The sequence below is a fragment of the Gluconobacter cerinus genome (genome assembly GCF_025961355.1).
In the GTDB taxonomy this organism is placed as follows: domain Bacteria; phylum Pseudomonadota; class Alphaproteobacteria; order Acetobacterales; family Acetobacteraceae; genus Gluconobacter; species Gluconobacter cerinus.
Window position 1 is genome coordinate 2,462,588 of sequence record NZ_JAOQNM010000001.1, and the last position, 24,403, is coordinate 2,486,990.

The window sequence follows — 24,403 nt, forward strand, 5'->3', positions numbered from 1 at the left end:
GGGGCAGGTACTCTTGAGGTAATAGGGTAAAAAGAGATGATCAGGACCGAAGGCCAGCTTCGATCAGGTCTGCTACCTTTGCGGCAGCATGAGGGCGAGCAAACCGGCGTGCAGCTTCGGCCGCAGCGGACAGACGCTCAGGATGGGTAATCAGGTCAGCGACAAGAGCTGTGAGAGCCGCAGATGTGAAATCCGGCTGACGAACCATCCAGGCCGCTCCCGCATCCTGTAACGCTTTTCCATTCGCGCCCTGTTCGTCAGAGGCGGCGATGGGCAAGGGCACTAGAATGGATGGCAGTCCGGCCATGGCCAGTTCCGCGACAGAAGATCCACCTGCGCGACCAATAACCAGGTGTGCTGATTTCAGTCGCTCGGGAACGTCGTTGAAAAAAGGCTCAACCTCAACCGCAATACCAGCATCTTCATAGATGGCACGAACGCGATCAGTGTCTTCTGCACGAACCTGTTGCGTGACATGCAGACGTGTGCGGAAGCCAACCGGCAGGGCAGCCAGAGCCTGTGGCACAATATCTGATAATACGCGGGCACCGAGAGAGCCACCCCAGACCAGGAGCCGAACAGTCTCTGTCGGTGCGGTATAGGGTTGCCCGAACAGGGCTTCGATCCCGGCCCGAACAGGCATACCCGTCAGAGTGATGCGGGCGCCCTGCGGGAGGCGCGCAACGCTGTCATAAGACGTAGCGATGAGCGGAGAAAAGCGCGACAGAAAGGCATTTGCCTGCCCGAGAACCGCGTTTCCTTCGTGAATAACCATTTCCGGACGCTGCGATTTTGGCAACATGCGAGAGGCCAGAAGCGGCGGAATGGATGGATATCCGCCAAACCCGACAACAGCGGCCGCATCAAGTGTTTTAAGAATCCGGCGTGCTTCGAGCATGCCTCGGAAAAGTGCGGTGATACCCCGCACTTTTCCCCCAAGGCCTTTGCCAGCCACGCCCGCGCCGTCCAGCACGTACTGCGGCCGATCTTTGAACAGACCAGTCTCACGCCGTCCATGCCTGGCGTCCGTCATGAGAACAAGGTCATGCCCACGTTCTGCCAGGACGGTTGCAACAGCTTCAGCCGGGAAAAAATGCCCTCCGGTTCCACCGGCAGCAACGACAATCGGACGTTTCATGGGGTGTTTCTCTCAAGAAGGGAACCGGGGGTGTAAGGGGTGGCGACACGCTGGGCAATCTTGCCCGGACCAACGTGATGGCGCGTCAGGGCAAGGACCATTCCCATGGTCAGAGCAATGGACATGGCCGAACTTCCACCATACGAAATGAATGGCAGCGTCATGCCCTTCGTTGGGATGAGGTGAAGTGTTGACCCCATGTTGACGAACGCCTGTAGTCCGAACCCTGTTACTAGCCCTGCCGCGGAGACGATCACAAAAGGATCTTCTTCCCGCATAAGTTTCAGCAGGGTGCGCAGGACAATAATGCCGAACACGGTGATAATGCCGAAGCAAAGCAACAGACCGTACTCTTCGCCAGCAACGGCGAAAACAAAGTCGGCATGAGCATCAGGCAGCAGATCCTTGACGCGTCCTTCACCTGGCCCACGTCCGAGCAAACCCCCATTTCCGAAAGCGCGAAGCGCCGTGTCGATCTGATAGTGATCGCCAACGTCCGGATGCAGGAACCGCTCAACACGGGAGCGCACGTGCGGGAACATGACGAACGCCATGCCGAACGCACCAATCATGCCTGCAACACAAAGCCCAACCCAATACAGACGCAGTCCGTCGACGAAAAGCTGCGTCATGAAAACCATGGTGATGACGGACAACATTCCAATGTCTGGCTGGGACTTGAGGAGTGCCAGAATGACGCCAAAGCATGCGAATGCGATCAGCATTCCGGGGAACGCTATGTTCCCCCGCAAAACGACCGTCCGGCGTGCGGAGAGCAGCCAGCCCGTCATGACGGCAAAGCAGGGTTTGAGAAATTCTGAAGGCTGCACGGACATCATGGGCAGGGCGATCCAGCGGCGCGCGCCTTTGATCTCCATCCCGTGCACCAGTGTCATGGCTGTGGCGGCGAGGGCAAGAATACCCCCGATAAAGGCCAGCTTTTTGACGCCCGCTCGCGAAAGATAAGACACACCAAGCACGATCGCCCCAGCCAGTGCCAGGAAGATCACCTGCTTGAGGATGAACATGTTGCGGGACGCGCCAATTCTCGAAGCCACGGCAGGGCTGGCCGCGAGCATCAGCACGTAACCCAGGCCGATCAGAATTCCGACACAGGCGAGCGTGACCCGGTCGGTATTGCGCCACCAGCGGGCGATTGCCGATGAATCGACACGGGAGGAGCCCGCCATGACCGTCAACCTTCCTGTTCTGCTTTGAGCATTTCGCCCGAATGGCCTGATTTCACAATATTATCGCAAATCTGGAGAAAGTGTGACCCACGATCCTCAAAACTGCGAAACTGATCAAAACTTGCACAGGCCGGAGACAGAAGAACGGTTCTGACCCCATCCGTAACGGCTGCGTCAAACGCTGCGGGAACTGCGCGACCCAGCGTGTCACACATCGTGTAGGGAACGCCATTGGCTTGAAGTGTTGCAGCAAGAACAGAGGCATCTCGGCCAATGAGGAACGCGTGGGCAATGCGGTCAAACCACGGGACAAGCATCTCGATGCCTCCCGCCTTAGCCGTTCCCCCCGCAATCCACATCACACGGTCGTAGGACCCAAGCGCCTTGGACGCAGCTTCGGCATTAGTTGCTTTGCTATCGTTGATGAACGCCACACCATCCCGCTCGGCTACCTTTTGCAGCCGATGTTCCAGACCGGGAAATGACGCTAATCCATCACGAATAGCCGTATCGCTCAAACCAAGATGCTTTGCCATCGCCCAAGCCGCGGCGACGTTCTGACGGTTGTGCCGTCCGGGGAGTGCCGGGCCGTCGAAGGATGGAACCGCATCCGGCGCCAGCGTCGTGACGGGAATTCCTCGTGACGAAATTTTCTCCGCGATCGTCAGGCACCATGGATCGTCTTCTCCGATGGCCGCCAGATCTTCAGACGTCATGTTGTCGAAGATATGCGCTTTCGCTGCCGCATAGCCATCCATGTCTCCATGACGATCAAGATGGTCCGGTGTAATGTTTAGCAGGCAGGCAGTCGCAGCGTGGAACTGATCCAGCCGTTCCAGCATGTATGACGACATCTCAATAACGTAAACGCCGGTATCAGCCAGAAGAGGCAGTGCCAGAGACGCAGTGCCCAGATTGCCGCCCGCGACACAGGGAACCCCAGCGGATTGCAGCAGATGCGCCAGCAGGGCTGTCGTTGTGGATTTTCCGTTAGTACCAGTTATGGCTGCAAAACGCGCTTTAGATCCGGCTTTGCGAACATTGCGATAAAGCAGTTCTGCATCTGACAGGATCTGCACATTCTGAGCGCGAGCCAGTTCGGCCACGGGATGCGGCTTAGGCAGAATATGCGGAATACCAGGAGACAGGACGAGCGCTGTCATGCCGGACAGGTCTGTCAGTGGCGCAAGTGTCAATCGCTCATGAGGGGGCAGAGACGGGGCATTATCATCCCATGCCTGAACCTCGGCACCCATGTTCAGCAACGCGCTGACTACAGCCGCACCGTTACGACCAAGACCGCAAACCACATAGCGCTCGCCTGCGAGAAGATCTGTCGGAAAGCCTGTCATCTCAATTTCAGCGTGGCCAGACCACACAGCCCCAGAACGATGGAGACAATCCAGAATCGTACGACGATCTTCGGTTCCTGCCACCCCTTCTTTTCAAAGTGATGGTGCAACGGTGCCATGAGGAACACGCGCCGACCTGTACGCTTGAACCAGAAAATCTGGATCACGACGGAGAGCGTTTCTGCGACGAACACGCCGCCAACAATGCACAGAACAAGCTCATGCTTGACGGCGACGGCAACGGCCCCAAGTGCGCCGCCGAGGGACAGGGAGCCTGTATCACCCATAAAAACGGCAGCCGGGGGCGCATTGAACCACAGGAAGCCAAGCCCCGCTCCAATCAGGGCGGCGCAGAACACAGCCAGTTCTCCGGTGCCCGGAACAGGATGAAGCTGGAGGTAATCAGCAAAAACATGATTGCCGACGAGATAGGCAATCAGAGCAAAGACGAGCGCTGCAATTACGACTGGAACAATCGCCAGACCATCCAGGCCATCGGTGAAGTTCACGGCATTGCCGAAGCCTGTGATCGTAATCATGGCAAAAAGTGGGAAGGCATAACCGAGCGGAAGGAGGATATCCTTCACGAAGGGGAACGCGACGGCATTACGGAGTTCCGGCGGCGTCAGATGCTGGAGCCAGATACCTGCAATGAGAGAGGCTGCAAACTCACATCCCAGTCGTACACGCTTGGACACACCTTTCGTATTACGGCGGGAGAGCTTCAGATAGTCGTCTGCAAAGCCAACGGCACCGAATGCGGCAGTCGTGAGCATAACGGCCCAGACGAAACCGTTTGTTAGGTCTGCCCACAACAGCGTCGCGGAGAACAGCGCGATCAGGATCAGCATCCCGCCCATCGTTGGCGTGCCAGCCTTTTCCATAATATGCCGTTCCGGACCAAGCGTGCGGATAGGTTGCCCCTCACGCTGGATCCGTTTGAGCTGCGCAATGAACGGGTTGCCAAGCGCCAGCGAGATCACCAGCGCCGTCAGGCACGCACAACCCGAGCGGAACGTCAGATAATGGAAGAGGTTGAAGAACCCGCCATGCGATGAGGCATGAGAGGCGACGAGATTGAACAGCATCAGGCAGAGACCGGGTTGGAAGCGTTATCGAGGGCCGCAATGACATCGCGCATCCGGCTGCCCAAACTGCCTTTGACAAGCAGAAGGTCACCGGGGCGGAGAGCATCACACAGAAAGGGGGCGAGGGAAGACGCGTCCGGGGCATAACCACCCCGCACGGTTTCGGGAAGAGCTTCGTAAAGCGCGTGCATGTGGGTGCCACAGCAGAAAGCCAGTGCATCTGCTGCGATTACGGCATCCGCGAGAGAACGATGTTCTGCCTCTGCGAATTCGCCAAGCTCACGGATGTCTCCCAGAGCGACCACGCGCCGTTTGGCTGGAAGAAGCGAGAGAGTCTCTAGCGCCGAACGAATGCTGGTCGTGGAGGCATTGTAGCTTTCATCAAGCAACTGCACCCCGTTCAGCACAGTACGTATCTGTCCGCGGCCTGCTCCTGGAACAAACCCGGTCAACGCTTTAGCCGCATCCTGCACATTTTCGCCAAGGGCTGCGACAGCTCCGAGAGCCAGCGCGGCATTTCGCGCCAGATGTCGGCCGGGAGCTGTTAATCTGACGGACACGCTCGGAGCATTAGGGAATGTCAGGGTAAAAGTGCTGCCTTCCGCGGTGCAGACCAGGTTTTCTAACCGGACTTGGGCGGAAGCAGAGAAGCCGCTTAACCAAAGAGATGTATGGTCAGGAAGAGCTGCCTGAAACAGGTCTTGCCCCACAGCATCGTCTGGAGCAATGGCCGTCCCGTGTGGTGGTAATGCACTGAAGAGCTGGGATTTTTCACGCGCGATTTCTTCCACGCTTCCCATGTGGCCCAGATGTGCTGTTCCGATAGTGGTAATGATCCCGACGTCCGGACGAACCTGCGCAGCCAAGGGGGCAATTTCCCCCACATGGTTCATGCCAATCTCACTCACGCAAAAACGCGCGTCGCGGGGGAGGCGCGCTAAGGTGAGAGGGACGCCCCAGTGATTATTGTATGAGGCAATGGCAGCATGTGTCGGCCCGAGCGCAGAAAGTGCGGTGCGGAGCATGTCTTTCGTCGTGGTCTTGCCAACGCTGCCAGTAATCGCAACGACTTTCCCGTCGAACCGCGCCCGTGCGAAGCGTCCCAGTGCTTCCAGACCCGCCATCGTATCGGCAACGATCAGAAGGCGTGGATCCGTCAAGCCTCTGGTGTCATGCACCATTACACACGCGGCCCCGGCGTCGAGAGCTTGCGTAATGTGAGCGTGGCCATCACTGGCATCGCCCTTAATTGCGATGAAAAGGTCGCCGGATTTCAGTGTCCGCGTATCAATGGAAATTCCGGTGACGGAAACGTCGGCTTCAAGGCGGCCATTTGTCGCATCACGAAGCTCTTCGGATGTCCAGAGAACGCTCATGCTGCACCTGCGAGTTCACGGATAACGCTGCGGTCATCGAACGGAAGAACGGTTTGACCAACAATCTGTCCCTGCTCATGACCCTTGCCGGCAACAACCAGAATGTCCCCGGGCTGAAGCGCGTCCAATCCTGCGGCGATCGCAGACCTCCGGTCCCCGATTTCATGTGCTTCCGGGCAGGCCGCATGAATGGCGGAACGAATACTCTGCGGATCTTCCGTGCGCGGATTATCGTCTGTGACAATCGCCAGGTCTGCCATGCGCGCTGCAACTTCGCCCATCAATGGGCGCTTGCCACGATCGCGATCTCCGCCCGCACCAAACACGACGACCAGCCGTCCCTGAGTGTGTGGACGGAGGCTGGCGAGAACGCGTTCCAGTGCATCCGGCGTGTGGGCATAATCGACGTAGGCGGCTGCTCCATTGGAGAGTTCAGCTGCGCGCTCACATCGTCCGCGGACACCGGTCAATTGCGGCAGGTATTCGACAACGCTTCGTGCTTCGCTTTCATCCTGCCAGCACATTGCAGCTGCCAGCATGGCATTATCAGCCTGGAACAGGCCAGGTAATGCCAAAGTCATTTCCGGAAGCTCTTCTCCATAGAGGGAAAGCCGAACGATCTGACCGGTCGGTGTGGGCGTAGTTTCAAGGAGGCGTAGGGCCGTGCCTGTCTTGCCCACTGTACGAAGTGTCATACCGCGCTGGGCTGCTAATGCCTTCAGGGCGTTGAATGTCTCCGGATCCATATCCGCATTGACCGCAGCGATGCCGTCTGCCGGCAGAAGGTCTTCAAAGAGACGCAGCTTGGCTTCACGGTAAGCTGAGATGGTGCCGTGGTAATCCAGATGGTCGCGCGTCAGATTTGAGAAGCCCGCTGCGTTCAGTGTCACGCCATCAAGGCGATGCTGTTCCAGTCCGTGTGAGGATGCTTCAAGCGCAACATGATCAACACCATACTGTGCCAGAGAGGTAAGCGTTTTAGCCAAAGACACGGGATCGGGCGTTGTGAGCGACGGTGGGGGCGGGACATCAACGTTCGCAACCAGTCCGAGCGTTCCAAGGCTGGCGGCCTTGAAGCCCTGAAGCGTCCAGATCTGGCGGAGAAACTCCGCCGTGCTGCTTTTGCCGTTTGTTCCCGTGACCGCGGCAATACAGGTCGGCTGCGGACCAGCAAGAGTTACAGCAGTCAACGCGAGCAGGCGCTTGGCATCAGGGGTGAGCAGAACGGGGATATCCGCTTGCGCCGGATGATCAGCAATAACGGCAGCCGCACCATTCGCGACCGCTTGTGGGATGAAAGCTGCTCCGTCCTGTTTTGCGCCACGGAGAGCGAAAAACAGCGTGCCCGGCCGGACCTGTCTGCTGTCTGCTGTGACCGCGCAGATTTCAGGGTCAACGGAAGGCGACAGAACGGAACCATTCTGCCGGAGGAGTTCAGAGAGACGCATGGGCAGGCTCAGTGCTGTGTCTTGGGAGTGTGCGCCTGATTGCGCGGATCCCCAGGGTCGTTACCAGGGCCAAGGGCACGATAGCCCGCTGGCACGGACGGATTCATGGGGATGGCGAGAGATGCATCAATGGCGTCCTTGTTGGCCGTATCCGGGAACTGGTTCAGGATAGGTCCAACACGGGAAATGATTTTCTTGACGGTCGGCGCTGCGTTCCATGCGGCAGTGGTCCAGCCATGTGTGGCCGCAGTTCCCTGTGGGCTATCGAGCATGACATACACCGCGTAATGCGGATTGTTCATCGGGAAAACACTGGTAAAGGCCGAAACGTTGACGTGTTTCAGGTATCCACCATGAGCACCGATTTTTTCAGCCGTGCCTGTTTTGCCACCCACGTAATAGCCCGGAACTTCAGCCGATTTGCCGCTTCCCAGAGTAACGTCAAGACGCAGCAGTTTGCGTAGCAGGGCAGACGTCTTCTCCGACAGAACCCGCGTTCCGACAGGTGTCTGTGCGCCAATGTCATCGCCGCTATCTGCCTCGTCGGGCTTGTAAACAACAGGACGCACCTTGGCATCAGGTGTCTGGCTTTCGTCCTGCTGATCACGGGCCACCAGTGTGGGCTTTAAAAGAATACCGCCATTCACAGTGGCCGCCGTGCCACGGACAATGGCCAGCGGAGGCTCAGCCACACCATGGCCGAAGCCGACAGTCATGACAGTGGAGAGGCCCCAGTTTTTTGATGCAGGCACAAGGGGGCGTCCGGCTTCCGGAAGCTCTACCGGGACGCGGTTGAAGAAGCCCATGCTCCGCAGCCAGTCCTGCTGACGCTGGGCGCCGACGTCCAGCGCAATATGAGCCGCAGCCGGGTTGGATGAATAGGCCAGCACACCCGGCAGAGACAGCCATGGTGCAAAGTGATCAGTCTTCATATCGCGGATGGTGAAGCGGCCGACACGAATGGGAATGGTCGAAAACCGATCCCAGATATGAACCACACCAAGCTGAAGACCCATTGCGGCTGTCTGGAGCTTGAATGTCGAGCCAGGCTCGTACATGCCTGTCACGGCACGGTTGAAGCGCGCGTCGTTCGGTGCGTGGTTGAAATCATTGGCGTCATAGTCAGGGAGGCTGACCATGGCCAGAATTTCACCCGTTCGAACATCCATGACAATGGCCGAAGCACCAATGGCCGAGAACTCGTCCTTGGCTGCCATCAACTCATCATGCGCGACAGCCTGAACGCGAACGTCCAAAGACAGGCGTAGAGGCGTGCGATCCGAGTTCAGGCGCTGATCAAAAAATCGCTCCACGCCAGCAATGCCATGATCATCGATATCCACGCTGCCCATGATCTGAGCGGCAGTCCGGCCAAGCGGATAATGACGGCGCTCACCGGCTTCAAAATAAATACCGGGAATACCAAGATTATTGATCGCGATTTCCTGCACAGGGGAAATATCACGAGCGATGTAAACGAACTGCTTCTTCAGTGAAAGACGACGAACAGTTTCGGCTTCATCCAGCTTGGGCAGAACGGTTTTAAGCTTCTTTGTCGCGTCCTCTGGATCAATCAGTTCCATCGGGTTGGCATAAACCTGCGCGACGGGAAGAGACAGCGCCAGGGCCTGCCCATTACGATCGGTAATGGTGGCCCGTTTGACTGTAGGCAGGACAAAATCGCCTGCCATTTCACCACGTGGATCGCTTTTCGGAATTTCTGGAACCTGAGGTGCAATCTGGCGCTTCTCGGGCTCCATAGGCATCAGCACCGTTGCGAACGTGGCTTTGAGGGCAACTGCGCCATAAATGGCTAGAAAACCCATGCCAACGCCCAGAAGGCGACTATGCATCTGATCCAGATTAAGGCGGCGGGAAGGCGTTCGCATTGCCGTCTGTGAGTCGCGCCGCTCTGCCCGTTTGCCCGGGCGCGCTGCGCGACGCGAACCTGATGGGGGTGGCACGTCCTGGGGCATCGTGCGGCGTTGCGTCCTGTCTAAGGTGCTCGCCCGAAGCTATCCGGAAAATACTGAACGAGCAGTTAATAAAGAAGAGAGGGTCTCAGTTAGCCAACGGAACTGGCGGGGGCAATGCGTCTTCGTCATTTCCCAGCGCAGAGCTGGCATGATGGTGCGGGCGGGGGCGCTCTTCTGCAACGCGGGTCAAGGACGCCTCACGAACCTGATGGACAGGTTGCGTATGCCACGCCGCTGCGACCAGCGGTGCCGGGCGTGCGCCATGATAGCTCACAAGACGAACAGTTGGCGTCACGTCCGAACGGGTTGTCGCACTGACATGCGGCGTCACAGGGCGAGCAGAGGCCAGATCCATGTCTGGGGAATGGACAATCCGGTCAGCATGAGGGTGCGCAACATGCGTCGTGACGGCACGGGCTGTCATGACATGAGGTGTGGGAGCTGCAGGCGTGGCTGAAGCAATAACCGGAGCATGCTGAACAGGCGCAACTGGGTGAACAACCGGAGGAGCCGGGAGCGGAAGATGTGCCTCGGTCGCCGCACGGTTGACGACTTCGTGCAGGCTTTCTCGCGGATCTGTTGGAACAGGGCGCGAGCCTGGGTTTGGAAGGCGTGCCTCAAGACTTGCCATGCGGATGAACTGATCCGGCGCCATAGGGTGAAGGTCGGGAAGAAAGCGCGCTGCCAGAGTGTTCAGACGATCCGGCTGGTTCAACAGAGCCCATTCCGTGCGCATCATGGCTGTCTGCGCGCGGACTTTCTGCGTTTCCTGTACGACCTTGGTGATCTTCTGGTCGAGGACCGTCGTCTCATGCTTCTTGGTGTAGAGAAACAGGCCAGACCCTGCGGCGAGAACAGCGCAGGCGATGGTGAAGGGCCGGATCATGCTCGGTTTCCTGAGGCGGACGGTTGTGGGGCGGAATTACGAACCAGGGCGCGCAACCGGGCGCTGCGTGCTCTGGGGTTATCCCGCGCTTCCTCTTCCGTGGCAGGCAGGGGGCGGGAATACAGGAGAGAAAAAGCCGAAGGCTCTTTCCGGACAGGCGCCGGGTCATAGCGGGACGGATTGGCAGTACGACCTGCCAGTTCCGCCATGGCGCGCTTGGCCAGACGATCTTCAAGGGAATGGAAGGTCACAACAACGAACACGCCGCCTGGAGCCAGAAGGCGAGGGGCTGCTTCCAGCGCGCGTTCCAGTTCGCCCAGCTCGTCGTTCACAGCAATCCGGAGGCCCTGAAAGCTGCGTGTAGCGGGATCGATCTTGGAACGGTCTTTGGGGACGCAGGACCGAACGATATGGGCGAGACGGCCTGTAGTCGTAATAGGTTCTTCCGCGCGGGCTGCCACAATGGCGCGTGCGATGCGACGGGACAGCTTCTCTTCGCCATAACGATAAAGAACATCCGCCAGATCACCTTCCTTCATGGAATTCACCAGATCGGCAGCAGAAGGGCCTTCGCCCCCCATGCGCATATCCAGCGGGCCATCATTACGGAAAGAAAAGCCGCGTTCAGCCTGATCAATCTGGAAGGAAGAAACGCCGAGATCCAGAACGATGCCGTCAAACGGTCCGTCCTGGCCGACAAGCGCTTCCATATCTCCGAATGTTCCCTGATGCATGAACAGTCGACCATTGGCCTGCTCGGCCATGGCTTCACCACGGGCAATCGCAGTCGGGTCACGGTCAATGCCGTGCAGGGTGCAATCTGCGCTGTTGAGTATGGCACGGGCGTAACCGCCGCCCCCAAATGTTCCATCCAGATACCGGCCGCCTTCACGCGGGGAAAGTGCTTCGAGCACCTCCTTTAGCATGACGGGAACATGTCCTTGATGGACGAGCGTGATTGCGTTCATGCCGCATCTCCGGTGGCCGGTTTGCGGCTGCTGGTAAGTTCTTTTGCCCGTGCGCGGGCCTGGTGACGACGCTCTGCTGCTGCTGCCGGATTCCAAATCTGGAAAACGCGACCCAGTCCCATGAAGGACACTTCGTCGCTTAACGATGCATGGGCGCGCAGAACATCAGGAAGAATGATCCGGCCTTCCTTGTCGCTGTCGAGCGGATACGCATCTGCGTAAAGGCTGGCAGCTAGATCTTCGTGGTCTTCAGAGAACGGATCGTATTCGTCCAGAGGCTGCGCCAGAGAGGCGAAAGCGGCGGACGTCCAGGCTTCGATGCACGGATGAAGATGTGAGGGCCGAAGAATGACCAGCGCTTCGCCAGGCTGAGCCTGCGTTCTGAGAGCGGATCGGAAGGGGGCCGGAATGGAAACACGTCCCTTGGCGTCAAAGCGGTTCTGATGTGTGCCGAGGAACATGCTCATTGATGATGTGCCTCCCTTCACTTCAGGACTTGCGCAAGGTGATCAGGTATTTCTCTGTTCTTTCTTGGGATACCATGGGATTTCATGGGACGTCAAACATATATCTGCGAAAAACCGCAGAAAACTGCGGCTATTTTCATAGTGGAAATTGTGACGCGATTTTTTGCTGTTTGTTAGGAATTATCAGGGATAATCGCACGGCGAGATCTATACCTGCCGTTATTTGTTCCCTTTATGTTCTCATGGCGTAGCTTTTGAGAATTACTGGAGAACGTTTTTCATCAGAGGTGCCAGACGGCCTGTAAGCCGGGTTCTGTCCGCCAAAGGCGGGACGATCATTCCTCTGGGACATGCATCGCTGCATGCCTCACGCAACCAACCCGAACGACGGAGTGAGACGCTCCCGGCTGCCTTGCGACAGCCTGCCGTTCCTATTCGGTTTTGCTCCCGGTAGGGTTTACCGTGACCGACGCCGTTGCCGGCATCGCGGTGTGCTTTTACCACACCGTTTCGCCCTTACCCGCGACGTATTCCAAGAAGGAACAGTCCGGCGGGCGGTCTGTTTTCTGTGGCACTGTCCCTAGGGTCGCCCCCGCCGGCTGTTAGCCGGTACCGTTGTCCCATGGAGCCCGGACTTTCCTCCATGACGGGGATCCTCATCCCAATCACAGCGACCGTCCAGCCGTCTGGCGGTGCGGACCTTGCGCCGGGAGCGTTTGCGGGTCAAGGGCAGACTTTGTTCTGGTTTCGCTGCATGATGCTGGAATGAAACCAGTATTTGCCCTGAGGCTGTTTCTTGCATGGCTCGCATGGCAGGCTCGTCGCCGAGGTATTGTACGTCCGGCAGTGCCTGTTGAGGTGGTTCCAGAGATCCCCGGTCCGGCCCCATCGCCGGATGTGCTGAAGCAGATCCGGAAGATCACCGGGCGCCCCAGCTTTCCACAATGCCTTTCATCGCTGCGGATACGCAAATGGGTAGACATCAGCGTTCCGGGCGGCGAAGGCCTGCGACCTGCACGCCTGTATCGGCCAAGAGGGACCGTATCGGGCGTGGTGCTGTTCCTGCACGGTGGCGGATTCGTACATTGCGATACGACATCACATCACGGAATCTGTTGCCGCCTGGCTGCGTCTTCAGGTGCGATGGTCCTGTCTCTCGATTACCGTCTGGCACCGGAGCATCGCTTCCCGGCAGGTTTAAGAGACGCGCAGGCAGCCCTTAAGTGGCTTAAACTTGCGGCGCCGGATCTGCCGATTGCTGTGGCAGGGGATAGTGCTGGTGGAAATCTGTCCGCTGTTTTGGCGCAATGGAGTCGCTCACAGCCTGATCTGCGACTGGCTGCCCAGCTTCTTTATTACCCAGCCCTGAGCGGCCCGGTCATTCCTTTATCCCGGCATGATTACGCTGAGGGTTACATGCTGACGACAGACCTTCTGTATTGGTACTGTTCTCAGACGCTCTCATCGCCCGATCAACTGTTCGATCCGGAATTTTCGCCTGTTTTTGCGGATCATCTCAGTGATCTTCCTCAAGCGATGATCGTCACGGCCGGCTTTGACCCTTTGCGTGGAGAAGGTGAACTTTACACGCGATTGCTCAGGGAGGCCGGAGGAACCGTTAAATACCGGGTGTTTCCACGCATGATTCATGGCTTTCTGAACGGGTATGCCCTGTTCAGGGATGGGCGGACGGCATTGCGGGAAGGGGGCGTATTTTTACGCGAGGCTTTCAGGAAGGCCGGATCACGACCTTCCTGAGCGGGAAGCTTTAGAGCCGCAGTTCGTGGAACGTACCAGGCGTTCCTGCATCGGTTTGAATCGTGCGCTCACTGCGATCAACCTTCAGGCTGAACAGTTTGTCGGCCGACGGTTTATCTCCGGGGCAGCCATTACCGTGGCGTCCCAAGACATCAATGTCCGGATTATTCTCGGCAGCATTGCCATTCACAACGAACACGAGACAACGCTTGGGCATGTCCGTCAGTCCGTCGTTGGTCACGACAAGCCGCAGATGTTCCACAAGGGCTGTATTATCGAACCAGCTCAGCTTGTTGAACGTGAACTTGTCGTAGGAAAAATCCAAAAGTCCGGAACGAACGACCACGAACATCAGCAGAAACGCCGGCACCACAATCAGGAGCCGGCGCATCAGGTGCTGTTTGAGTGTACGGGGCGGACGCCGTGTGCCCCGTGTAAAACGGGGCTTCGCGTTCGCGGGGTCAGTCAAAAGCAATTACTCCATGTCTTCGTGCCACTTGTCGCCCTTGTCGGCGAGCAGCGCTGCAGATTTCTCCGGACCGTAAGACCCGGCGCTATAAGTCTGCATCGGCACCTTGTTCTCGCTCCAGGCCTTGAGCACAGGTTCGGCCCAGCGCCATGCCGCTTCAACTTCGTCACGGCGAATGAACAGAACCGGATTCCCACGCACCGCGTCAAGCAGAAGGCGCTCATACGAGTCCGGGAAAGGCAGGCCGCCTTCCATGCGGATTGTCGTGTCGAGATCCGCCGTACGCAGGGTATAGGCGTCCAGAGCCGGGTTCTTGACGTTCAGCTGTAGCTCGACACCCTCATTCGGCTGAATGCGAATAACCAGCCGGTTTCCCGGTGGCGTCGCACCAAACAAAGCTGTCGGCGCAGCACGGAAGCGAATAACGATCTCGCTAACCTTGCGGGCAGAGCGCTTGGCCGTCCGGATATAGAAAGGAACGCCTTTCCAGCGTGGCGTATCAACCCAGGCACGCACTGCGGCGTATGTTTCCGTGTTGCTCGGCTGTCCGAGCTCTTCCAGATAGCCCGGAACGCTCTGGCCACCGACAACGCCAGCAGTGTACTGCGCGCGGACGGTCTCAGAAGCGACAGTCTCATCCGTAATCGGACGGAGTGCGTTCAGCACGGCCAGCTTGGCATTACGGACGGTATCGGCTTCCAGGGAATCAGGCGCTTCCATCGCGACCAGACACAACACCTGCAGGAGATGATTCTGGATCATGTCCCGCATGGCGCCTGATGTGTCGTAGTAGGATGCGCGACCTTCAACCCCGACGGTTTCAGCAGCCGTGATCTGAACGCTCTCGATCTGCTCGGCAGACCAGACGGCGTTCATGATCGGATTGGCAAAGCGAAGAGCCAAAACGTTCTGGACCGTCTCTTTCCCGAGATAATGGTCAATACGATAGACCTGATTCTCGGGGAAATACTGGCCCACGCCGTCATTGATGGCTGTCGCAGTCGCCATATCCGTGCCGATCGGCTTTTCCAGCACGACGCGCGAATGCGGCGATACGAGATTGTGGCTGTGAAGATTTTCGCAAATTCTTCCGTACAGCTGAGGTGCCGTCGCGAAATAATAGACGCGGATCCGGTCAGCCGGGGCTTCGGAGAGAATGGAGGACAGGGCGCTCCATTCACTGTCGGCCTTCGTGCCATCAAGTGTGACGTAGTGTAAAAGCCCGAGAAAACGGTCTACGAGGACCGGAGATCGGACATCATCGGGGATGAAGCGTTCCAGCGCCTCTTTGGCGCGGGCAACATAGCCGTCCCGGTCGATATCCGTACGGGCGGTACCAATGATGCGGGCATCGTCTGGTATCTGTCCCATGCGGAGACGGTTATAAAGCGCAGGCAGAAGCTTGCGCATTGTGAGATCGCCGGTGGCGCCAAAGATAACATAGTCGAATGGTTCGACTTGCTGGACGTGTTCCATGGGTGCTCTCTGACCTCTCGAACCCGGATTGTCGGGGGAAAAGGGTTTAGGGTTCAGGCCTTTGCAGGCAGGGTCTAGTTCCGCTCTGGGGGGCTTTATGTCAAGGGAACGGGCATGCACGACATCGGGAGGAGGCATCACGGAAACGCGTGCGTTCCCTAAATGTGCACATAATTCCGTTGACCTCCCAAGCCTTGGCGCGATAAGCCGCGCGGCTGGTGTCGCATCTCTGCGATGCCCCGGACTTATGCCTGAAAAAGGAAAATGAACATGGACGCAGAAAGCAAAATCGAAGGCGCCGCAACGGGTGGCATTGCTGCTGACCGCCTGCGCTCCATCATTGAGCGGGTCGAGCGTCTGGAGGAAGAACGCAAGGCTTTGGCGGGTGACATCAAGGATATTTTCTCTGAAGCGAAGTCTGCCGGTTTTGACGTGAAGGTGATCAAGCAGATCATCAAGCTGCGCAAGCAGGAGCCTGCGGAAGTGGAGGAGCAGGAAACGCTTCTTGATATCTATCGCCGCGCTCTTGGCATGTAATCCGGCGTCTCCGGATCGAACCCGCATTGTCTGGCTCTCTTAATATCCGGACCGGAGCATGATGCCCGATATTTCATGGTTGCCCGCATGGGCATTGATGTCTCTGCTGATCATTGCCGGCCTGTTCGCGCTGGCTCTGGTCTGCATGCCGTTTGCCGTTTTCGGTGTTAAGCCACGGTTGCAGGAACTCGAGTTCCAGATTGGAGAACTGCGTGCAGAGCTTCAATCCCTGTCCCTGCGTCTGACGGCCCCGCCGTCAGACCGGATGGTTGCCGCCGGGCGCCCTGCTGATGAGGAAAGCCGGACTGCCGGTGTTCGTGCGCCTGTTCAGAAAACGCCCTCAGTTGAGCGCGTACCTTCGGAGCCAGCAGATTATTTTGAGCCCGCCGCTGTCGTGCGTGCTGAGGGACCGTCCTATGAGGACGGTCCGTTGGTGGCTGACCCTGATGCTCTGCGCAGAGTAGCCAAGAAGCCTGAGGCCTCTAAAAAAAGCTGGTCCCGAGCTCCTTGGGAGGGTGAGCAGACGCGACAGAGCGCTGCGCGGGAGCGGGAAGAGCTTGCCCCTCGGTCTGTATCTGCTCGAAGTGACGATGACGGGGCTTTTAGAGCCCGTGCGGAGCCGAAGCTCCGGTGGCCTCCAAGGGGCTAGACACAACTTTGTGCTGGAGTGGCTTTAGTGCTGATCCAGCACAAGGTCATCGCGATGAATCAGAACATCGCGACCACGATAGCCTAGAAGGTGCTCCATCTCCTCAGAGCGATGGCCGATAAGCTTCGTGCACTCTTTAGCTGTGTAGGACGCCAGGCCGCGACCCAGCACATCTCCCTGCTCATCTTTGATCAGCACCAGATCTCCGCGCTCAAAGTAGCCGTCAATCGCGGTAACGCCGGCAGGGAGGAGTGACGCGCCCACAATCAGGGCATTTCGCGCTCCAGCGTCAACTACAAGAGTTCCCTTGGGATGCAGGCTGCTTCCGATCCAACGTTTGCGAGCGGAGCCCGTATCTGTCTGGGGAAGGAACCAGGTGCACAAACCACCGTCCAGGAGCTTCTGAATGGGATTCTGTGCCTGTCCTGCTGCAATGACCATGGAGGCGCCTGCACGGTTGGCAATGCGGGCTGCCATAAGTTTCGTGCGCATTCCACCAGACGAATAGCCAGGTGGAGGCTCGCCCCCCATCGCCATGATGTCGTCCGTCACTTGCTCAATGACCGGAATATGACGCGCCGCTGGATCCGTGCGCGGGTCTGCCGTGTAAAGACCGTCAATGTCGGAAAGAAGGACAAGACAGTCCGCTTCAATCATCTGTGCCACACGGGCACCTAGGCGATCATTGTCACCAAAGCGGATTTCCGAGGTGGCAATGGCATCATTTTCATTGATGACGGGAATGCAGCCCAGGTCCAGCAGTGTCTGGAGTGTGGCGCGAGCATTCAGATGGCGCTCACGGCTTTCTGTATCGTCGGGCGTGAGAAGTAACTGCCCGGCGACAAGTCCATGCTGGGCGAGGGCATCACTCCAGCCCTGAGCAAGACCAATCTGCCCGACAGTAGCAAGCGCCTGCTTCTCGTCGAGGCGCAGGCGGCGGTTCATCAGACCCAGTTGATGTCTTGCAAGTGAAATTGCCCCTGAGGATACAACAACAACTTCTGTGCCCGCTTTCTTTAGGCTGGCGATGTCCTCACAGACACTGCGCAGCCAATCGGCCCGCAGCGCTGCCTGTGCGCCATCAACAAGAAGAGCGCTTCCAACCTTGATAACAATCCGGCGCGCCTGCGCCAGTTGAGGGGCAGGGGCCTTGGCGGTCATGCCAGCTTGCTTTCCTTTGCTGCATTGACACGATCCTGAAGGAGCCGGAGCAACTCGGGCAGGCCTTCGCCTGTCACGCCGGAGAGTGTCAGCACTTCTGCGCCAGATGCTTTTGCAAGAGCCCGTTTTTTGGCTGACTTCTGTTCGGCGGTCAGAGAATCGCACTTGTTGAGCACAATGATCTCAGGCTTGGCGGCCAGAACCGGATCATACGCTTCAAGTTCATTCCGGATCAGACGCCAGTGCTTTACGATCTGCGATTCTGTTCCATCAATCAGATGAAGCAGCGTCGCACAGCGCTCGACATGGCCCAAGAAGCGATCGCCGAGGCCTGCGCCTTCGCTTGCGCCTTCGATTAGTCCCGGAATATCCGCAATTACGAACTCTTCAGTCGTATTCAGGCGTACGACGCCAAGCTGCGGATGCAGAGTGGTAAACGGGTAGTCTGCAATCTTCGGTCGTGCGCGGGATGCAACGGAAAGAAGCGTAGATTTGCCTGCATTAGGGAGGCCAACCAGGCCAACATCCGCAATGAGTTTCAGGCGAAGCCAGACCCAGCGCTCTTCACCCGGCCAACCCTTGTCGGCACGGCGTGGCGCACGATTGGTGCTTGTCTTGTAATGGGCATTGCCTCTGCCACCATCACCGCCGCGGCACAGGAGGATCTCCTTGCCGTCTTCGTCCAGATCCGCAAGGAGTGTCTCGCGGTCTTCATCGAAGATCTGCGTGCCGACGGGCACATTGATGATAACGTTTTCCGCAGCTGCGCCAGTTCTATCGGAACCTGCGCCGTTGCCGCCTTTACGGGCCTTGAAATGCTGTGTGTATCGGAAGTCGATCAGCGTATTGAGGGCAGGGACGGCGCGGAAAAGAACATCGCCACCACGCCCGCCGTTACCACCGTCAGGGCCACCGAATTCGACGTACTTTTCCCGACGGAAGGCGATCACGCCGTCACCGCCATCGCCGGAACGTACATAGATCTTGGCCTGGTCGAGAAATTTCATCGTATTATCCGCAACATATGAAAAAGGCCGGCCCTTGGGAGGACCGGCCCTTCCGCTCGCGCTTGGGGCGCGGTGACTTACTCGGCGGCTTCCGGCAGCGCCACGGAAACGTGGACGCGGCCTTCGGCGCGACGCTGGAACTTCACATGTCCGTCCACAAGGGCGAACAGTGTGTGATCGCGACCAATGCCGACATTGCTGCCAGCCTTCATCTTGGTTCCACGCTGGCGGACAATGATGTTGCCTGCCAGAACGCTCTCGCCGCCGAACTTCTTGACGCCGAGACGGCGACCGGCGCTATCGCGCCCGTTACGACTGGAACCGCCTGCCTTTTTTTGTGCCATGGCTGTGTATCCTTCCTAGTGCGGCTTCAGGCCGCGTTGATCGCGTCGATGCGCAGCACGGTAACGTGCTGGCGGTGGCCATTCTTACGACGGCTGTTCTGACGGCGACGCTTCTTGAAGATGATGACCTTGGCCAGACGATCCTGTGCGACCACGGTGGCCGTCACGGTTGCGCCAGCAACCAGCGGCGCGCCAACGGTCACGCTGCCTTCGCTGCCGACCATCAGGACGTCGGAGAAGGTCACGGTGCTACCGGCTTCAGCCTCAAGCTTTTCAACCTTCAGGATGCTCTCAGGAGCAACACGGTACTGTTTTCCGCCTGTGCGGATGACTGCAAACATTCTGGAAACTCTCGCTGTTCCGATCTCTTGGCCGCTTTTGCCGGGGTATTCCCGGTCTGGCGCAGCCCAGTCGCTTCTTATCGTTGGTTCCTGACCGGCCACATGGGACGGCTAGAACAGGCGGGTCGATACAAGGAGACAGCTGTCCAGTCAATCAAAAACAGCAAATCGTGAGTAGGTCATCCTATCTTTAATTAGGGAAAGAGTGGCGGCTCCCTCTTGCATTATGCTGAAAAGCCAGTCATAAGCCGCGCCATCGATCAGGTCTGCTTCTGTGGACCGTACGGAGAGGTGCCAGAGTGGTCGATTGGGGCGGTCTCGAAAACCGTTGTGCCTTCGCGGGTACCGTGGGTTCGAATCCCACCCTCTCCGCCATGATTTCTAAGATATGTATATCTGACCTTAACCCTTACGAAGACTATCCTCTGTCTTGGAGCGTGGGTTGTGTCGCGGTATTGGGAATAAATCAGAGTAGATTGTAATCGCTCTGCAATCTTCGAAATTCCCAAGCTATGTGAGAAGCGTACTTCTCTTGTCGCCTAACGGGACTCTTGCACTTTCAGATGGCTGCGCTCGCCTCTAAATGGGCGGCTGGCATCTAAGAAGTCTGCGTTCGTTTGCATCGTATAAGCAATAACGACGAGGTAAGTGATTGCCCGCGTCATTTCCAGTCGCGTGACCAGATCTGTCTCATGCTCATCCAGAGCACGAAGTCGTCTTACGGCAGCATTGGCGACACGAGCGGCTTTATCATGGCGTCGGGTAGACTGTTCAACGTAATGGAGCACCAGTTGAATCGGGCGTCTTGCGCTGTCGGGAAGGTATTCGCGGTCCAAGAGGGTTCGTAGGCGAATAATGTTCAGGCCCAACGTAAGTGTGGCGAGCGTACCCAGAATACAGGCTTCGATGAGCGGAGCAGGGGTGGGGCCAGCATGGCGGATCAGACGTGCGAAACGATCTGTGTTGCGGCCGATCCAAATACTGATTTGTGGTGTCTGTGCGGGATCTGCGAGGCCGCGCAACTCAGCCAGCATAATTCTGCGGAGACGCAGCCGTTCATCAGAGCTGTTGAACGGCAACACTGTCCTGAAAACCAGAACGCTGATGCCGACAGCCATAACCACGGCCATATTGCCGTTATAAAATGCCACCTCGTTCATGACGTGATGGTTCTCCAACCCGAGCATGGCAGGAAGGAGAAGGCCGTAAGCTGCCGCGCCGCCAGCAGTGGAGGGGTTGCCTTTCGCCAGACCGCCAAGGAACATGGCCGGCCCCAGGAAAAGCGTCAGGGTTTCAAACGTTGTGACTTTGGGCATGAGGACAAAGACAAGTATCCAGGCCACAATGTAAGCGACCAGTGCTCCTTTCAGGAACTCCGTAGTCCCAAGGACTGGGTTTTCTTTGGTGGCAAACAGGCCACAGACCAGCGTTGTAATGGCGATAAAGCCCAGTCCGCTTGGCCACGCTGTGATCTCATAAATCAGGGCCGTAACAAGAACGGCGCATGCTCCGCGGAGGCCATTATGAATAGCTTCGCGTGTGTCACGGTGGGTCTGGCGTTGAAAATGAAAGTGATCGCCTGGAATGGAGTGTGTGCTGGCCTCGTATTCCTTGATGGCAAGTTCCAGATCCCCGAGTAATTCCCCAAGTGACATGAAGAGAACGCGTTCATCGAGGTGTGTCTCGGTGTCCTGCTCATTCAGGCGTAGATCGAACGGGTCTGTTCCCGGAATGGGTTCATTGCTGTTCTCCAGATCGGTAATCCTGTGAGGGGCAGCATACAGGCGGCAAACATCACGGAGATGCTGGAGTTCTGCCAAAAGATCCGGAACGGACTCAGTATTGGCAATACGCTTCGGGAAATCCTTAAGAAACGAGAGGATCTCATCAGCGGCCTGCGTGAAGGCAGGGTGGTCATGGTTCAGAAGTTGCAGGCGCATTGCCATACCGAACCCGCGAGAGAGCAGGGCTGATACGGAGGCCAGAGCGGCACGGGCATGGTCACCTTCGTGTCCATGTGGGCCCATTTCGACTTCTGCAAATTCAATCTGATCGTTAATGCTGAGGATGGTGCCAAATTGTCTGCGTGCGGCATTCAGGGCGCCGCGTTCCTCACCAAGAATACTCGTAAGCGTCTTCGTAACGAGAACCAGAGCAGATTCCAGCTTCTGGCGCAGTTGGATCCGGGCCTGCCGTTCCTGAGTGGTGGCAAAGATCAGACCCATGAAGGCTTCACACAGAACGCCAAGGGTAATGTAAGTGGTTCTGGAAACGGCAACGGTAAAGATATTGTCTGGATCGGAAGCCGCATCCATGCAGATGATCGAGCAGGTATATCCTGCAAGAACAAGAGCATAGGAGCGGAAGTTACTCACGAATGTTGCGAGCCCACTGCACACGCCAATCCAGACGGCGATCATGGGGAAGAAGAGCCAGGGTGCCTGAGGCGCAGCAGCCATCAACGCAATAGATGCGACCGCCCCGGTAATTGTTCCAATGATACGCCATTTGGCTTTGGACTGGCTTTCACCACGGGTTGCCTGTGCAACAGCCCAGACAGTCATTGCGGCCCATGCAGGACTGTCCAGCTCCATCCAGAAGGCAATTCCGATGGCGAGACAGGCTGCAAATGTATTTCGCAGAGCAAAAGTCAGGGTCGCTGCGGATGGCGCATAGATCCATGACAGGGGCAGCTTGACCCTGGGCCGCAGAGCGGCTGACGCACCTGCACCTGATGGGGAACTGTTCGGAGTCGGACGTCCTGTTGACGTAGTACTGCCACTCATTGTGCGGCTTTCTTACTCCTGAAGCCGTCAATTAGGCGAGAGCGGAAATGGCCATTCTCAGATCTGCAACAAATTTTGTGTATTCGCGTGTCCTGCTGTCCTCATCCGGAATTCTGAGCAGGTAAGAAGGATGGACGGTCACAATGCCAGTACTGCCATCGTCCAAAGTCATGTAACGGGAACGCTCCCGTGAAATAGTGATGGGTCGTCCAAGAACGGAACTTGCTCCAGTTACGCCGAGCAGAACTATAACCTTTGCCTGAAGGATACGCCGTTCAGCTGTGATCCACGGGGCGCAGGATTTTACGTCTGTCGCATCGGGTTTCTGGTGAATGCGTCTTGCACCGCGGCGGACAAATTTGAAATGTTTGACCGCGTTACTGATCCAGGCCTGTTCCCGATTGCCCCCGGCTTCCTGAAGTGCGCGCTCGAAGAGTTGTCCGGCTGGGCCAACAAACGGTCGTCCCTGAAGATCTTCCCGATCTCCTGGTTGCTCGCCGACAAAAAGGATCTGGGCCTGCGTCGTGCCTTCTCCGGAAACGGTGCGTGACGCGTGGTGACAAAGATCACAGAGTGAGCAATCGACGGCGAGGGACCGAAGGTTTGACAAAGAGGACGTCTTTTCAATCTCTTCCAGATCAGGTGTGACATGCACTGTGGCCGGGTTGGCCCAAAAGGCATTGTCGTGCCCGGCGGTCGCCGTTTTCTGTGCAAGATCAATCAGATCTGCCTCTGGTTGTCCTGCGTCACTAATGGGTGGTCCAACACGACACTTGTGGCCGTCCCAGCAAAGTGTCGTCTCGTCTGAAAGGAGAACCCAAGGAGAAACCCGAAGTCTAATAAGAGGGGATCTCTGACTGTCTATGAGTTGTAATTTTTGGCGTGTTCGAATGATCTGCCAGTCTGTTATCCGGTTCTCTGGGAACGCGCTCCTCAATTCAAGGATTTGCGCTCGAACGATGCTAGCAATCTGCTCAAATCGGGTGATGTCTGTCTCAAGTGGGCTTCCATGCTCCTGGATATGTTCCAGTGCGCGATAGAGAACATCAAATCTCTCCGGAATATCGGATGCAAACACGGACGAGATCAGGGCCGCAAATTTTCGGGGCAGACGCAACGGGGAGGGAGTGTCAGGTAAATCCCGATCTGTTTTCGCTGCGTAAAAAGCGGCAGGTGCTCTAATACTCCAAGTGATGGAAGACGCCGGGATTCGCTTGCTCAGGAAATTACGCGATTGTGTTCGCCATCCTAAAAAATCACTTGGTGAACAGAGTGTAGCGTCAACGGTTTGCATAAGGCTTCCCGGAAAGAAAATTAGCGAATTCCGAAACACGCTCTGAAGTGATTACTTCTTTTTTAAGGAACGTGTGGTCAATTTGGTATTAAAGTTGAGTGGCTATCTCGGTGGTATTGGGTATATATTCTGCAAACAGGCTCGGCAGAATGATTTCACGCTGTTGAGCATAGTAAAAATGCTATTTTGAATGGAAGGTAAGATATTATGTCGGAGAATACATCCCACCCGGATCTGTTGGAGCTTACAGCGCAGATCGTTGCTGCACAGGTTTCCAAGGGTAATGTGGATGCGGCGTCTCTCCCGGCATTGATCCGCCAGGTTTATGAAGCTCTTGCAAATGCTGGTGCTCCACAGGAAGAGCCGCAGCCAGAGCGTCCGCAGCCTGCTGTGCCGATCAAGCGTTCAGTATTCCCGGATTACATCGTCTGCCTTGAAGACGGTAAAAAGCTGAAGATGCTCAAGCGTCACCTTCAGAGCGCTTATAATATGTCCCCAGAGCAGTATCGTGAGCGTTGGGGTCTTCCGTCCGATTATCCGCTGGTTGCTCCGAACTATGCGCAGCGTCGCTCGGCTCTGGCTCGCGAAATCGGTCTGGGCCGCAAGATCAGCGCAACAGGCGAAAGCAAGAAAGAAACTGGCCGGACGCGTCAGTCCAAAAAGCAGGACTAATTCCCGGCTTTCTGGAATTG

Annotated in this window: 22 protein-coding genes, 1 tRNA gene and 1 other RNA gene; 5 read left to right on the forward strand and 19 right to left on the reverse strand. The window is 57.2% G+C overall.

Annotation, left to right across the window (positions count from 1 at the left end; all coding sequences use genetic code 11):
* Positions 1-40 precede the first annotated feature (40 nt).
* From murG to rnpB, 11 genes are all read right to left on the reverse strand, one after another.
* Entirely contained in the window at positions 41-1,138 is a 1,098-nt protein-coding gene (gene murG, locus M2305_RS11495; RefSeq protein ID WP_264649426.1) for an undecaprenyldiphospho-muramoylpentapeptide beta-N-acetylglucosaminyltransferase, read from the reverse strand.
* On the reverse strand, positions 1,135-2,328 hold the full coding sequence (locus tag M2305_RS11500; RefSeq protein ID WP_086633620.1) for an FtsW/RodA/SpoVE family cell cycle protein: 1,194 nt from the start codon (positions 2,326-2,328) through the stop codon (positions 1,135-1,137). Before M2305_RS11500 ends, murG begins: the two co-directional genes overlap by 4 nt.
* A gap of 5 nt (positions 2,329-2,333) precedes the next feature.
* Positions 2,334-3,680 carry a UDP-N-acetylmuramoyl-L-alanine--D-glutamate ligase gene (gene murD, locus M2305_RS11505; RefSeq protein WP_046901372.1) on the reverse strand — a complete coding sequence of 449 codons (1,347 nt, stop codon included), beginning with the start codon at positions 3,678-3,680 and terminating at the stop codon, positions 2,334-2,336.
* Complete coding sequence (gene mraY / locus M2305_RS11510; RefSeq protein WP_264649427.1) at positions 3,677-4,768, reverse strand: phospho-N-acetylmuramoyl-pentapeptide-transferase; 1,092 nt, start codon at positions 4,766-4,768, stop codon at positions 3,677-3,679. The genes murD and mraY overlap by 4 nt, the downstream gene beginning before the upstream one ends.
* A complete protein-coding gene (locus M2305_RS11515) occupies positions 4,768-6,144 on the reverse strand; it encodes a UDP-N-acetylmuramoyl-tripeptide--D-alanyl-D-alanine ligase (protein WP_264649428.1) in 1,377 nt (458 codons plus the stop codon). The genes mraY and M2305_RS11515 overlap by 1 nt, the downstream gene beginning before the upstream one ends.
* The gene (locus M2305_RS11520; protein WP_264649429.1) at positions 6,141-7,592 is read right to left on the reverse strand and encodes a UDP-N-acetylmuramoyl-L-alanyl-D-glutamate--2,6-diaminopimelate ligase; all 1,452 of its coding nucleotides are present in this window, start codon (positions 7,590-7,592) and stop codon (positions 6,141-6,143) included. Before M2305_RS11520 ends, M2305_RS11515 begins: the two co-directional genes overlap by 4 nt.
* Positions 7,593-7,600: 8 nt before the next feature.
* A complete protein-coding gene (locus M2305_RS11525) occupies positions 7,601-9,568 on the reverse strand; it encodes a peptidoglycan D,D-transpeptidase FtsI family protein (protein ID WP_264649430.1) in 1,968 nt (655 codons plus the stop codon).
* 85 nt (positions 9,569-9,653) lie between these two features.
* Complete coding sequence (gene ftsL, locus M2305_RS11530) at positions 9,654-10,454, reverse strand: cell division protein FtsL (protein ID WP_264649431.1); 801 nt, start codon at positions 10,452-10,454, stop codon at positions 9,654-9,656.
* Positions 10,451-11,422, reverse strand: a complete 972-nt coding sequence (gene rsmH, locus M2305_RS11535) for a 16S rRNA (cytosine(1402)-N(4))-methyltransferase RsmH (RefSeq protein ID WP_264649432.1) — start codon at positions 11,420-11,422, stop codon at positions 10,451-10,453. Before rsmH ends, ftsL begins: the two co-directional genes overlap by 4 nt.
* Positions 11,419-11,889, reverse strand: a complete 471-nt coding sequence (gene mraZ, locus M2305_RS11540; protein ID WP_046901379.1) for a division/cell wall cluster transcriptional repressor MraZ — start codon at positions 11,887-11,889, stop codon at positions 11,419-11,421. Before mraZ ends, rsmH begins: the two co-directional genes overlap by 4 nt.
* 286 nt (positions 11,890-12,175) lie before the next feature.
* An RNA gene (gene rnpB / locus M2305_RS11545) (RNase P RNA component class A) lies at positions 12,176-12,579 on the reverse strand.
* 75 nt (positions 12,580-12,654) lie between these two features.
* On the opposite strand from rnpB, the gene M2305_RS11550 reads away from it, so the two are divergent.
* Positions 12,655-13,647 carry an alpha/beta hydrolase gene (locus M2305_RS11550; protein WP_264649433.1) on the forward strand — a complete coding sequence of 331 codons (993 nt, stop codon included), beginning with the start codon at positions 12,655-12,657 and terminating at the stop codon, positions 13,645-13,647.
* Positions 13,648-13,657: 10 nt separating this feature from the next.
* Here the strand turns inward: M2305_RS11550 and M2305_RS11555 are convergent, their stop codons facing one another.
* Both M2305_RS11555 and zwf read right to left on the reverse strand, forming a co-directional pair.
* Positions 13,658-14,116, reverse strand: a complete 459-nt coding sequence (locus M2305_RS11555; protein ID WP_046902046.1) for a hypothetical protein — start codon at positions 14,114-14,116, stop codon at positions 13,658-13,660.
* A 6-nt stretch (positions 14,117-14,122) separates the two neighbouring features.
* The gene (zwf, locus tag M2305_RS11560) at positions 14,123-15,592 is read right to left on the reverse strand and encodes a glucose-6-phosphate dehydrogenase (RefSeq protein WP_046901381.1); all 1,470 of its coding nucleotides are present in this window, start codon (positions 15,590-15,592) and stop codon (positions 14,123-14,125) included.
* Between the two features lie 270 nt (positions 15,593-15,862).
* On the opposite strand from zwf, the gene M2305_RS11565 reads away from it, so the two are divergent.
* Both M2305_RS11565 and M2305_RS11570 read left to right on the forward strand, forming a co-directional pair.
* Positions 15,863-16,129: a DUF2312 domain-containing protein gene (locus M2305_RS11565; protein ID WP_007283547.1), complete on the forward strand. Its 267-nt coding sequence runs from the start codon at positions 15,863-15,865 to the stop codon at positions 16,127-16,129.
* 58 nt (positions 16,130-16,187) lie between these two features.
* Positions 16,188-16,778, forward strand: coding sequence for a hypothetical protein (locus tag M2305_RS11570; RefSeq protein ID WP_264649434.1), 591 nt, complete (start codon positions 16,188-16,190; stop codon positions 16,776-16,778).
* A 24-nt stretch (positions 16,779-16,802) separates the two neighbouring features.
* Here the strand turns inward: M2305_RS11570 and proB are convergent, their stop codons facing one another.
* The 4 genes from proB to rplU all read right to left on the reverse strand — a co-directional run bounded on the left by proB (position 16,803) and on the right by rplU (position 19,631).
* Positions 16,803-17,939, reverse strand: a complete 1,137-nt coding sequence (proB, locus tag M2305_RS11575; RefSeq protein WP_264649435.1) for a glutamate 5-kinase — start codon at positions 17,937-17,939, stop codon at positions 16,803-16,805.
* Positions 17,936-18,946 (reverse strand): GTPase ObgE, encoded by a 1,011-nt coding sequence (obgE, locus tag M2305_RS11580; protein ID WP_064273106.1) that lies wholly within the window; start codon positions 18,944-18,946, stop codon positions 17,936-17,938. Before obgE ends, proB begins: the two co-directional genes overlap by 4 nt.
* Before the next feature lie 77 nt (positions 18,947-19,023).
* Complete coding sequence (gene rpmA, locus M2305_RS11585) at positions 19,024-19,290, reverse strand: 50S ribosomal protein L27 (RefSeq protein WP_046901385.1); 267 nt, start codon at positions 19,288-19,290, stop codon at positions 19,024-19,026.
* 26 nt (positions 19,291-19,316) lie between these two features.
* Positions 19,317-19,631, reverse strand: a complete 315-nt coding sequence (rplU, locus tag M2305_RS11590) for a 50S ribosomal protein L21 (protein WP_046901386.1) — start codon at positions 19,629-19,631, stop codon at positions 19,317-19,319.
* A gap of 285 nt (positions 19,632-19,916) precedes the next feature.
* Here rplU and M2305_RS11595 point away from each other — a divergent pair.
* Positions 19,917-20,006 (forward strand) — tRNA-Ser (locus M2305_RS11595).
* A gap of 164 nt (positions 20,007-20,170) precedes the next feature.
* Here M2305_RS11595 and M2305_RS11600 read toward each other — a convergent pair.
* Positions 20,171-22,417, reverse strand: a complete 2,247-nt coding sequence (locus M2305_RS11600; protein ID WP_046901387.1) for an FUSC family protein — start codon at positions 22,415-22,417, stop codon at positions 20,171-20,173.
* Between the two features lie 31 nt (positions 22,418-22,448).
* Positions 22,449-23,534, reverse strand: a complete 1,086-nt coding sequence (locus M2305_RS11605) for a UdgX family uracil-DNA binding protein (protein ID WP_264649436.1) — start codon at positions 23,532-23,534, stop codon at positions 22,449-22,451.
* Positions 23,535-23,918: 384 nt separating this feature from the next.
* Between M2305_RS11605 and M2305_RS11610 the strand changes: the two genes are divergently transcribed.
* Positions 23,919-24,383, forward strand: a complete 465-nt coding sequence (locus tag M2305_RS11610; protein ID WP_086634139.1) for a MucR family transcriptional regulator — start codon at positions 23,919-23,921, stop codon at positions 24,381-24,383.
* The last annotated feature ends 20 nt before the right edge of the window (positions 24,384-24,403 follow it).